Below are 11,411 nucleotides of genomic sequence, written 5' to 3'. Positions count from 1 at the left end.
CTTCACTCCCTACGGACCCGCGGGCAATGTAAGCGCAATTTCATGCAGCGGTGAACCGGGCATGGCGTCAGGACGACCCGTTACTTTTCACCTGCGCAACGCCAGGTCGGCCACCGTGCCAACAAATACCGCAAATCCCAGCCAGTGGTTGGCCCGGAAGGCACGGAAGCACTCGGCCCGGCGGCGCCTGCGGATAAGCGTGAAATGCCACAGCGCCTGCGCGGCGGCTGCCGCGATGCCCAGCATGAACCAGCGCCCCAGGCCCAGCCGCAAGCCCAACCCCGCCCACAGCGCGAGGTAGGCCGCGTAGAAGGCCATGATGCCGGCCACGTCCCAGCGGCCCAGCGCGATGGCCGACGAGCGCACGCCGATGCGCAGGTCGTCGTCGCGGTCCACCATCGCGTACTCCGTGTCATAGGCAAGCACCCAGAACAGGTTGGCCACCAGCAGCGCCCAGGCCGACAACGGCACGGCGCGCAGGTTCCACTCGACGCCGCCCAGCGCCGCGGCGAAGGCCATCGGGATGCCGAACGAGAACGCGACGCCCAGCACCGCCTGCGGCATGGCCAGCACGCGCTTGGCGAACGGATAGGCAATGGCCACGGCCAGCGCGGCGAAGCTCAGCAGGATGGCGGGCGGATTGGTCGTCAGCACGAGGCCGAACGACAGCAGCGCCAGTGCGGCCCCCAGCGTCAGCGCCTCCTTCACCGACACGGCGCCAGTCGTCACCGGCCGCTCGGCGGTGCGCTTGACGTGGCGGTCGAAGTCGCGGTCAGCGACGTCGTTGACGCAGCAGCCGGCGGAGCGCATGAGCACGGTGCCGAGCGTGAAGACGACGAGCAGGTGCCAGCCTGGCCAGCCGTCCGCCGCGATCCACAGCGCCGACAGCGTCGGCCACAGCAGCAGCAGCCAGCCGGACGGGCGGTCCCAGCGGATGAGTTGCAGATAGAGCGCCAGCCGCGAGGGCTGCGCGGGGCCGGGAGTGGCGGGAGCAGCGGGGGTCATAACAGGGATTTTCACGCGGTGGCGAGCGGGGGCCGGCATAGTCGGCCTCGCACGCCCAACACCCCGCGGGAATCACCATGCAGATCTCGGCCCAAGTCCATAACAGCGCCGGCCACCATGCTGTCCACGTCGCCACGGCCGGCACCCGGCAACCGCTGCCCGTAGCCGGCAAGCCCGGTGGCGGCTCGTCGGTCAACGGCGGCGAGTTCCTCATGCTGGCGCTGGCGACCTGCTACTGCAACGACCTCTACCGCGAGGCGGCGCGGCTGCGGATCGAGCTCACCGAGGTGGAGGTGGAGGCGAGCGCGTGGTTCGACGGCATCGGACTCGCGGCGCGCGATGTCTGCTACCGCGCTCGCATCACGTCGACCGCCTCGGCCTCGCAGGTCGAGCAATTGCTGCGCGAGACCGACGTCGTCGCCGAGGTGCAGACGACGCTGCGCGCCGGCGTGGCCGTTCGGCGCGAGCCGTGGGCGGCCCGCGCCTGAGCTGCAGCGCCCAAGCCCCTGCGCCAGCGACCCGGGCGCCCGGCCACTACAGTGACCCGCTCCCCTGACCGCCACCGACCGCCATGCCCGATCTGAGCGCCTTTCCCATCACGAAGAAGTGGCCCGCCCGGCACCCGGACCGCCTCCAGCTCTACTCGCTGCCCACGCCCAACGGCGTGAAGGTGTCGATCGCGCTGGAGGAGACCGGCCTGCCGTACGAGCCGCACCTGGTGGATTTCGGCCACAGCGACCAGCTCACACCCGAGTTCCTGTCGCTGAACCCGAACAACAAGATCCCCGCGATCCTGGACCCGGACGGCCCCGGCGGCCAGCCGCTGCCACTGTTCGAGAGCGGCGCCATCCTCGTCTACCTCGCCAGCAAGACCGGCCAGCTGATGCCTGCCGACATCGCCCGGCGCTATGAGGTGCTGCAATGGCTGATGTTCCAGATGGGCGGCGTCGGGCCGATGTTTGGCCAGCTCGGCTTCTTCCACAAGTTTGCCGGCAAGGACTTTGAGGACAAGCGCCCGCGCGACCGCTACGTCGCCGAGACACGCCGGCTGCTGAAGGTGCTGGACCAGCAGCTCACCGGCCGCGACTGGCTGGCGGGCGACTACAGCATCGCCGACATCGCGACCTTCCCTTGGGTCAACAACCTGATTGGCTTCTACGGCGCGCGGGAGCTCGTCGGCTTCGACGAATTCAAGCAGGTCGACCGCGTGCTGCAGGCCTTTGTCGCGCGGCCGGCTGTGCAGCGCGGCTTGAAGATCCCCGCGCGCGGCTGAGACGTCCAGCGTCTTTCAGCGCGGCCGCCGGTCGCGCCGCGTGGCCGCGACCGCCTTGACCACTGTCGTCAGCGGGGGCGCCGCGGCAAAGTCCGCCTCGTGCGCCGCCAGCGCCAGCGTCAGCAGTTGCTGCACGGGCGGCCGGTCGAGGTCGTCGGGTGAGGTCAGCCGGATGCTGCGCACCCGCACGCCCTCGCCTTCCAGCAAGCCGTCCGGGTCGGGCAGACCCTTGCCGTACAGGAAGAACAGCGTCACCCAGCGCGGGTAAGCGGCGATGGACACAAGGCTGGCCGACGCCTTATTCGCCCACGCATAGCCGATGGCCAGCGCGTTGTAGTTGTCATAGACCAGCTCGTAGCCGCGCGGCACGCGAGCGCAGAGCTTGCGCCGGCAGGCGGTCAGCGCGTCGGCGATGTCGGGCGTGTAGCAGGCGATGGCATCGGCCACCTGGCGGGCAGTGGGAGCGGTGGGCACGTCGGCAGCTCAGTTCAGCCGCGTGACGCTATCACCTGGCTGTGACACGCAGCCTGCGGCAAGTGGCTGGCCGTCGTCGCGGCTGAGCACACCCTGCGGCCCATGGCAGAACTCCAGCCGCCGCGCCGTCGGCCAGCGCTGCAGCGCGAAAGCCTCCAGGCTCGCGGGCAGGCTGGTCTGGACGGCCCCGGCATCGAGCTGCTCGACGGGATGGTCATTGAAATGAAGCCACGGCACGAAACGGCCCGCCACCATCAGCAACGGCGAGGCCTGAACCGGCTGCGGCGCATAGCCCTCGCGGCGCAGCCAGGCCTGGGCGGCCTCACGCGACGTGGCGCCGCCCACCGCGGCGGCAATCAGCTCGGCCACCCACTGGTTGCAGTTCTGGTAATCGGTGCTGAACGGATAGGCGTTGGCGCTGTAGCGGGCGTTTAGCAGTCCCAGCGCGAGGCGCTTGTCGCGCGCGGCGGCAGCCAGCGGCGCGGCAGCCTCGGGCGGCAGCAGCAGCACGCTGACATAGCCCACGTCGGCGTCGTCGCTGCCGGTCACGAAGCCGGCCAGGCCCTGGTCGTAGAGCCGCGGCGCGCGCTCGGCGCAGGCGTAGTAGAGCTGGCGCACGGCCCAGGGCGTGTCCAGGCCCTCGGCGAGCGCAATGGCCGCATGCGAAAAGCGCAGGCCAAAGCGCGACAGGTCGGTGCCCGACCGGGCGATCAGCGCAGCCTCGGCGCCGGAAGTCGCCAGCGCATTACGGATGACGGCAGCGAAGCGCAGCAGCTGGTCCTGCTGCGTCGCGGAGATCTCGAGCTGGCGGTCACACCCGCGCGGCGGCGAGCCGGCCTGCGCCACGCCGGCCAGCGCCAGCAGCGCGGCCGCCAGCAGCCGGCGGATCAAGGCGTGACGACGCGCGCGGCCAGTTCGCGATGCCAGGTGTCGTCCAGCACGAGGTAGAACGCGCGGCCGGTGTCGGCATGGGCGAACGCGATGCCATACGGTTGCGGCGTGGCCTGCACGTCGTCGCCGACGTCGATGGCGCGGGCGGCCAGCGCCTGCTGCGGCAGCGTCAGTTCGACGGGCTCGGCGCCGTCACGCCGGAGCGTCAGGCGCAGCTTGCCGGGTTCGTCGGCCCGGGCCACCTCGGTGACGCGGTAGCGGCCCTCGGCACGGCGGTCGCCGCCAGCGCTGCTGCCCGACGAGGCCTTAAAGGAGTCGGACACGCTGCCCGACGATGCCGAGCCGGCGCCGGCCGCGGAGGAGACGAAGGAATCGGCCTGGGCGGTAGCAGCGGCGGCCAGGACCAGGGAGGCGAGAAGGACGAGGCGCATCGAAGGGCTCGCGAGGGAAAGAAGAGGTCAACGATAACGCGTCATGGCGGCAGGTACGACACGCGGACGGCCGCGTCGCCCCGGCCGTCATCGGTACTGAAAACCCTGCTGACGAACAGATGTCGTCTGGGCATACTCATTTCTGATCGACAAAAGCACCGACACACCGGATGCCCTGCAGGGAGAGCACGGATGGGACTGTCATCGCTCCGCTTCAGCCTTGAGGGCATCGCCATGCCCGCGCCAGAGGCTGTGCACCGAGGCCCGCGTCACTGCGCCCACCCGGCGGGGGCGTGATGGAGCCGCGGCAAGCGCACCATGGCGAGCTGGCGGCAGAACTGGCGGCGCTGCAACTGCAGCTCAACCACGCAGAGGACGGGTGGCAGACGGTCTGCAGCTGCGAAGCGGATGCGCAGGCCGCTGGCGAGGGCCAGGAGCCGTCGGTCGCCGCCGGCCATGTCGACCACGCCTGCCGACTGCTGATCGAGGAGATCGCGGAAGGTGCCTTGATGGTGTCGCGCGCCGGTGTGGTGGTCTATGCCAACCGCGCCTTCGCTACGCTGTTGGGCCGACCGCAGCACGAGACGATCGGCAGGCGCATCGAGGACTGCTTCGCGCCCGAGGCGCACCCTCGGCTCGCCAGGGTGCTGGGCGCGCGGGGCGGCCTGCGACGCCGCATGCAGCTCGACCTGCTCACCGCCGGCGGGCGTCGCGTGGCCACCCGGTTGTCGACGGGGCAGCTGCAACTTCCTGGTGCGCCGGAGCTCACCTTCTTGGTCGTGAAGGACCTGACACCGCAACGGCGCCATGACGCGGCGCTGGCGAAGCGCGAGAGCGCCTTGCAGGACATGCGGGAGCGACAGCAACGCACCGAAAACCATCTGCAAGAAGTGCTGGCGGCGATCCCTGCGCATGTGGCGCTGCTCGACACCCGGGGCGTCATCGTGTCGGTCAACGAGGCGTGGAAGCAGTTCGCAAAGAGCAACGGCTACCAGGGCGGCGACTTCGGCATCGGCCAGAACTATGCCGACCTGTGCGGCGGGGTGTCTGAAGGCCAGGACGCCCATGACGCCGCCAGCGCCGCCGAGCACATCCGCTCGGTGCTCAGCGGCCAATCGGCGGAGGCGGCGCTGGAATACCCCTGCCACTCGCCGACCGAGGATCGCTGGTTCCGCATGACCGTGGCGGCGTTGAAGTCGGGTCCCGACGGCGGCACGGTCGACGGCGCGATCGTCATGCACATCAACATCAGCGAACGCAAGCAGGCCGAGAGCGCGGAGCGGACGGCGCTGGCGGAGAAGCTGCTGATCGCCCGGGCCGTGGAGCAGAGCGCCGAAGGCCTGATGGTGACCGACAGCCGGCGTCGCATCGTCAAGGTCAACCACGCCTTCGAAGCCATCACCGGCTATGCCGACAGCGACGTGCTCGGCAGGACGCCACGCCTGCTCAGCTCAGGCCGGCAAGACCGGACCTTCTACGAAGCGATGTGGGCGGCGGTCGAGACCAGCGGCCACTGGCGCGGTGAGATTTGGAGTCGCCGCAAGGACGGCACCGTCTACCCGCTGTCGATGTCGGTCAGCCGCCTCGACGACGCCGACGGCCAGCCGATGAACTACGTGGCCTCGTTCAGCGACATCAGCGAGCGCAAGGCCGCAGAGGAACGCGTGCGCCGCATGGCCCACTTCGACGCACTGACCGGCCTGCCCAACCGGGCGCTGCTCGTCGAGCGCGCAGCGCACGAGCTGCGCATCGCCCACCGGTCCGACGGTCAGCTGGCGCTGATGTTCATCGACCTGGACCACTTCAAGCATATCAACGACTCGCTGGGCCATGCCGTGGGCGACGGCCTGCTGGTGGCACTGGCCGAGCGCTTCCAGCAGGCGCTGCGCGAGCAGGACACCTTGGCGCGCAGCGGCGGCGACGAGTTCGTGCTGCTGCTGCCGGGCACCGACGCGCCGGGCGCGGCGCACGTGGCGCAGAAGCTGCTCGCGCTGGCCTCGCTGCCCTACCGTGTCGACCGCCACGAGCTGAGCATCACGCCTTCGATCGGCATCGCGCTGTACCCGGTCGACGGCGAGGACTTCGGCGCCCTGGCCCGCGCCGCCGATGCAGCGATGTACCGCGCCAAGCAGGGCGGCCGCAACCGCTTCCGCTTCCACACGGCCGACATCCATGCGCAATCGGCGCGCATGCTGCAACTGGAGAATGCCTTGCGGCAGGCGCTCGCACACAGCGAGTTCAGCCTGCGCTACCAGCCACAGTTCGATGGCACCGGCCAGCAGATCGTCGGCGCCGAGGCGCTGCTGCGCTGGCACAACCGCGAGCTCGGCACCGTGTCGCCGGCCGAGTTCATCGCCATCGCCGAGAGCAGCGGCCTCATCACGTCCATCGGCGAGTGGGTGCTACGCACCGCATCACAGCAGATGCGCGCCTGGCTGGATGACGGCCTGGCGCCGCTGACGCTGGCCGTGAACCTGTCGGCCGTGCAGTTCAGGCAGCCCAACCTCACCGAGACCGTCACGCGTATCGTCGGCGAGGCCGGCATCGCGCCGGAGCTGCTGGAACTCGAACTCACCGAAAGCGTCGCGTCCGACGACCCTGCCGCCGCCGTGACCGTCATGAACGAGCTGCATGCGCATGGCGTGCGGATGTCCATCGACGACTTCGGCACCGGCTATTCATCGCTCAGCTACCTGAAGCGGTTCAAGGTGGACCGGCTCAAGATCGACCGCTCGTTCGTGGGCAGCCTGCCCGACAGCGGCGAGGACCAGGCCATCGTGAAGGCCATCATCAGCCTCGCTCGCAGCCTGGGCATGAAGACCATCGCCGAAGGCGTAGAGACGCAGGCCCAGGCGCGCTTCCTGCGCGAGCAGGGCTGCGACGAGATGCAGGGTTACTGGTTCAGCCGTCCGCTGACGGCGGGGCAGTTCGCCCGCTTCGCGAAGGCGCACCACCCGCCTGCGGCAGGGCGCCCCGGCTAGGCCGGCACGCGCACGGCCACGCGGGCGCGCTCGATGGCGGCCAGCAGCGCCTCCTCCGAGAACGGCTTGCCGAGCAGCTGCGTGACGCCCGCGGCGGCGGCCTTGTCCTGCTTATCGTCGGACGACGTGATCATCAGCACCGGCAGCGTGGCCGTGGCGGCGCCCGCACGCACCTGACGCGTCAACTCGAAGCCGTCGATGCCGGGCATCTCGACGTCGGTGATCAGCACGTGCGGCCGTTCGGCGGCCAGGTGCTCCAGCGCCTGCTCGCCGCTTTCGGCCAGCTCCACGCGGTAGCCCTTGCCGGCCAGCAGGCGGCTGAGCTTGACGCGCACGATCTTGGAATCGTCGGCCACCAAGATGAGCGTTTCGTCGACGCGCAGCTCCCGCGTGGCAACAGCCGCGGCAGCGGCCTCGGCCGCCTCGCGAGCGCGAGCTTCAGCAGCAGCTTCCTCGGCAGCACGGCGGGCAGCTTCGGCAGCCTCTCGTTCGGCCTGCTCGCGGGCTAGGCGTTCCGCCTCCTCGCGGACGCGGGCTTCGGCAGCGGCACGTTCGGCAGCTTCCTCGGCAGCCCGGCGGGCGGCCTCGGCGGCTTCGTGTTCGGCCTGTTCACGGGCCAGGCGTTCCGCCTCCTCGCGGGCGCGAGCTTCAGCAGCGGCGCGTTCGGCGGCTTCCTCGGCGGCCCGGCGGGCGGCCTCGGCGGCTTCTCGTTCGGCCTGTTCACGGGCCAGGCGTTCCGCCTCCTCGCGGGCACGCGCTTCGGCAGCGGCACGTTCGGCCTCGGCCTCCTCGGCGCGGCGGGCCGCAGCGGCGGCTTCGGCCGCTTCAGCAGCCTCGCGCTCAGCCTGCTCACGCGCCAGGCGCGCCACCTCGGCCGCATGGGCCTCCGGCTCGCCGCGCGCCAGGCGGGCGGCCTCGGCCTCGGCCACGCGGCGGGCAATGTCGTCGGCCTCGCGTTCGGTCTGCACGTCGGCCAGGCGGGCGTCCTCGGCCATGCGGCGCGCTTGGGTGGCGGCGTCAAGGTGCAGGTCGTCGGGCGCGCCGGCATGGTCACGCTCGGCGGCCAGGCGCTGGGCGCGGGCGATGTGCTCGGCCTCTTCCAGCGCCAGCCGCTGCGCCTCACGATGGTCGGCGGCGTCCCGGGCACGCTGCTGGCGCCGCCGGCCCAGCCACAGCAACAACACGACGCCCGCCGCGACTGCGACGGCCAGGATCCAGATCAACAACTCATTCATGTCGAGAGAAAAGCTAGGGGCGCACCGGCCGCATCTTCAGACACCAACGTGGCAGCTTAGCGAACCCCGGCCGGGCTGGCGCGCGCCGTGGCGGCTTAACGGCAGTTTTGCTCGCTTCCGGCAAGCCATCAGACGCCCGGCGGCGCCTTCTCCAGCTTGAGGTCGCGCAGGAAGGACTCGGCGTCCTGGTAGGTGCGTGTGCCCATGTTGGCGTGCGTGCCATTGGGCGACCAGCTGCCGACCACGCCAACCACGTCCTCCATGCCCGGCAGCACCATCGTCTTCTCGTAGGTGTAGAAGTCGTAACCCGTCTCGCTCTTCGGGTTCGCATGGACGAAAGCGAAATAGCACAGCGGCATCGTCTTGGGCGCGGGGTACTCGACGAGCACGCCATCCAGTTCGGGGCGCGGCGTCACCTTGAGACCGGCGCTGAACTCCGGCGAGACCACCTCGCGCGCCGCATCGAGCAGGCGGTTGAGCTTGCCGGAGCTCAGGTCCGCATAGAAGGAGCCGGCGGACTTGTGCACCCAGCCGGGCAGCAGGCGGTGCTCGAAGTAGTAGGTGCGCTGGTGCTCGGTGGGCGCTGCCGGTGCTGCGGCGGACGCCGGCGGTACGGGTGGCGCGGATGGCGCATCGGCGGCGGCAGGGCCGGCCAGGCCGAAGGACAGCAGCAGCGCAGCAGTGGTGAAGCGCATCGCAGGTCTCCCTGGGGTTGTTGTTGTCGGTCGGGGGCCGAGCTTAGGGCAAGACCGCCTGCGCGTTCGTCGGCAGGGCCCGCCGCGGCTCGGCCTGCAGCTCGAAGCTGATGCGGGCCCAGCGGCCCCGGCCGTCCAGCGCCGTCAACGCATGGGCGCCGGGCTGGCGCAGCGTTAGCAGTTGCGTGGCCCCGGCCACATCGCTGCTGCCGACCAGCTGGCCGTCCAGCAACCAGTTGACGCCCTGCTGCGCACCGATGGCCTGCAGACGCAGCGTGACGTCGCGCTTCCCCGGCGCGGGCCGCAGCACGGTGCCCGGCTCCAGCCCCACGATGCGCAGCGCCTGCGCGCTGGGCGCGCGCGGCGCGCAGCCGGCCGCCCAGGGCAAGCGGTCGACCGGGTCCAGCCAGGCCGCGTCGAGGAAAGGGCCCAGCAGCGTCGGCCAGCGCACGGCCTCCACGTGCACGGCTGCCGGTGCGCATTCCGGCAGCACGCGCTGGCCGCCGGCCGTCCAGGCGGCTTCGACGAGGCCGTCCGGCCGCAGCCGGTCGGGCAACGTCGGCGGCGTCGTGCCGTCCAGCGTCCAGGCGGTGCGGCGCTGCAGGCAATGCGCCGGCGGCGTGCTGGCCTCGGCCAGGCCCAGCGGCCAGCAGACGGGCACGGCGCGCACGCTGGCCGGCTGGCGGCGCGGCGCGAGCTGCTGGCGGGCCTCGACCGGGCCCAGCGCTGCGGCCAGGTCGCGCAGCAGCGGGGCCGACGTGTTGGCGCCGAAGTGGCCGGGGTTGGGCGTACCGTCGGGCCGGCCGACCCAGACGCCGAAGGTGTAGCGGTCCGTCACCCCAAGAGCCCAGGCGTCACGGAAGCCGAAGCTGGTACCGGTCTTCCACGCGACTCGCTGAGCGCTCTCGCGGAACGGGTTGCCCGGCCGGCCACCGTTCTCGAGGATCTCCCGCACGATGAAGGCCGCGCCGTCGCTCATCAGCCGCACCTCGCGCACCGGCTCGCCGGGCGTCAGCCGCGGCCTGCCGGCCAGGCCGCCGCGCGCCAACGCCGTGTAGGCACCCACGAGCTCCTCCAGCGACGTGCTACCGCCGCCGAGGATCAAGCTGAGGTTGGGCACGGCGTTCGCCGGCATGCGCAGCCGCAAGCCGGCATTGCGCAGCCGGCCGGCGAAGCGCTCGGGGCCCAGCCGCTCCAGCAGGTCCACTGCCGGCACGTTGAGCGAGCGCTGCAGCGCCTCGCTGACGCTAACCGGCCCGGAGAAGTCCGCCTGGAAGTTGCCCGGCGCATAGCCGCCAAAGTTCTGCGGCGCGTCGATCAGCAGGCTCTCGGAGTGGATCAACCCTTCGTCCAGCGCCATCGCGTACAGGAAGGGCTTGAGCGTGGAGCCGGGCGAGCGCCAGGCCCGCACCATGTCCACATGGGCGCCGCGCCGCGCGTCGTGGAAGTCGGCTGAACCGACATAACCGCGCACTTCCAGTGTGCGGTTGTCGACGACGAGCGCGGCCATCGACACCGCGTCGGGCAGTGTGTTGAGGCGGTCGGCCAGCACCTGCTCCAGCCGCGCCTGCAGCGCGGCATCCAGCGTCGTCTGGATGACGGCCTGAGCCTGGCCCTGCCTGCGCGCCTGCTGGCGCAGCCGTTCCGCCGCGAGGGGCGCCAGCCAGCGGGCGCGCAGCGGCGGCGCGAAGACGCGCTCCAGCTTGGCGTCGGCCACGTCGGCGGCGGGCCAGACGCCCAGCGTCTGCATCCGCGTGAGCACCTTGTCACGCGCGGCCTGCGCGGCAGCCACGGCACGGTCCGGTCGCAGCCGCGTGGGCGACTGTGGCAGCGCGACGAGCAGCGCAGCCTCGGCATGCGACAGGTCGGCCGCCGGCTTGCCCAGGTAGGCGCGGCTGGCCGTCTCCACGCCCTCCAGCGGGCCGCCCATGGGCGCCAGGTTCAGGTACAGCGCCAGGATCTCGCGCTTGCTCAGGTGCAGCTCCAGCTGCAGCGCACGGGCGATCTGGCGCAGCTTGGCCGGGACGCTGCGGCCGGCGGCCTTGTCGTCTACCAGGCGCGCCACCTGCATCGTCAACGTGGATCCGCCCGACACGATGCGCCCGTGCCGCGCCCACTGCCAGGCCGCACGGGCCAACGCCACAGGGTTCACGCCCGGGTGCCAGTGGAACCAGCGGTCCTCGTAATGCAGCAGCGCCTCCAGGTAGCGCGGCGACACGACCTCGGGCGTCGTGGGCTGCCGCTGCGCGCCGTCGTCGCTGGCCCAACTGCGCAGCGGCGTGCCGTCGGCGGCCAGCACGGTCAGCGTGGGGGACTCGGCGGTGGGCTGGGGCAGCGGGAAGGCCGCGTCCAGCACCAGCACGGCGGCGAGCACGGCCGCGACCGCGAGCTCGATGTGGCGCCAGCGCCCAGCTCGCACGGGCAAT

The 11,411-nt window shown here is 71.3% G+C and carries 10 protein-coding genes; 3 read left to right on the top strand and 7 right to left on the bottom strand.

Features of this window, described 5'->3' with window-relative positions; genetic code table 11:
* Positions 1-87: 87 nt before the first annotated feature.
* On the bottom strand, positions 88-1,005 hold the full coding sequence (ubiA, locus tag LXT13_RS04115; RefSeq protein WP_233370347.1) for a 4-hydroxybenzoate octaprenyltransferase: 918 nt from the start codon (positions 1,003-1,005) through the stop codon (positions 88-90).
* A 77-nt stretch (positions 1,006-1,082) separates the two neighbouring features.
* Here ubiA and LXT13_RS04110 point away from each other — a divergent pair, with 77 nt between their 5' ends.
* The gene (locus LXT13_RS04110; protein WP_233370346.1) at positions 1,083-1,493 is read left to right on the top strand and encodes an OsmC family protein; all 411 of its coding nucleotides are present in this window, start codon (positions 1,083-1,085) and stop codon (positions 1,491-1,493) included.
* Between the two features lie 83 nt (positions 1,494-1,576).
* Positions 1,577-2,278 carry a glutathione S-transferase N-terminal domain-containing protein gene (locus LXT13_RS04105; RefSeq protein ID WP_233370345.1) on the top strand — a complete coding sequence of 234 codons (702 nt, stop codon included), beginning with the start codon at positions 1,577-1,579 and terminating at the stop codon, positions 2,276-2,278.
* Positions 2,279-2,293: 15 nt separating this feature from the next.
* Here the strand turns inward: LXT13_RS04105 and LXT13_RS04100 are convergent, their stop codons facing one another.
* From LXT13_RS04100 to LXT13_RS04090, 3 genes are read right to left on the bottom strand one after another with little or no spacing between them, the layout of a single operon-like run.
* Positions 2,294-2,752 carry a DUF1801 domain-containing protein gene (locus LXT13_RS04100; RefSeq protein WP_233370344.1) on the bottom strand — a complete coding sequence of 153 codons (459 nt, stop codon included), beginning with the start codon at positions 2,750-2,752 and terminating at the stop codon, positions 2,294-2,296.
* 9 nt (positions 2,753-2,761) lie between these two features.
* On the bottom strand, positions 2,762-3,643 hold the full coding sequence (locus LXT13_RS04095; protein WP_233370343.1) for a DUF2145 domain-containing protein: 882 nt from the start codon (positions 3,641-3,643) through the stop codon (positions 2,762-2,764).
* Positions 3,640-4,074 carry a hypothetical protein gene (locus LXT13_RS04090; RefSeq protein ID WP_233370342.1) on the bottom strand — a complete coding sequence of 145 codons (435 nt, stop codon included), beginning with the start codon at positions 4,072-4,074 and terminating at the stop codon, positions 3,640-3,642. The genes LXT13_RS04095 and LXT13_RS04090 overlap by 4 nt, the downstream gene beginning before the upstream one ends.
* A 296-nt stretch (positions 4,075-4,370) precedes the next feature.
* Here LXT13_RS04090 and LXT13_RS04085 point away from each other — a divergent pair, with 296 nt between their 5' ends.
* On the top strand, positions 4,371-7,055 hold the full coding sequence (locus LXT13_RS04085; RefSeq protein WP_233370341.1) for a sensor domain-containing protein: 2,685 nt from the start codon (positions 4,371-4,373) through the stop codon (positions 7,053-7,055).
* Here the strand turns inward: LXT13_RS04085 and LXT13_RS04080 are convergent.
* The 3 genes from LXT13_RS04080 to pbpC all read right to left on the bottom strand — a co-directional run bounded on the left by LXT13_RS04080 (position 7,052) and on the right by pbpC (position 11,404).
* Positions 7,052-8,290, bottom strand: coding sequence for a response regulator (locus LXT13_RS04080; RefSeq protein WP_233370340.1), 1,239 nt, complete (start codon positions 8,288-8,290; stop codon positions 7,052-7,054). The two genes, LXT13_RS04085 and LXT13_RS04080, sit on opposite strands and share 4 nt — an antisense overlap.
* A gap of 128 nt (positions 8,291-8,418) precedes the next feature.
* Positions 8,419-8,985 carry a hypothetical protein gene (locus LXT13_RS04075; protein ID WP_233370339.1) on the bottom strand — a complete coding sequence of 189 codons (567 nt, stop codon included), beginning with the start codon at positions 8,983-8,985 and terminating at the stop codon, positions 8,419-8,421.
* Between the two features lie 43 nt (positions 8,986-9,028).
* Entirely contained in the window at positions 9,029-11,404 is a 2,376-nt protein-coding gene (gene pbpC, locus LXT13_RS04070) for a penicillin-binding protein 1C (protein WP_233370338.1), read from the bottom strand.
* Positions 11,405-11,411: the final 7 nt, after the last annotated feature.

The sequence above is a fragment of the Pelomonas cellulosilytica genome (genome assembly GCF_021353265.1).
GTDB classification, from domain to species: domain Bacteria; phylum Pseudomonadota; class Gammaproteobacteria; order Burkholderiales; family Burkholderiaceae_C; genus Pelomonas; species Pelomonas cellulosilytica.
The sequence above is the reverse complement of the archived record's forward strand: the minus strand, read 5'-3'. Positions and strand labels throughout refer to the sequence as shown.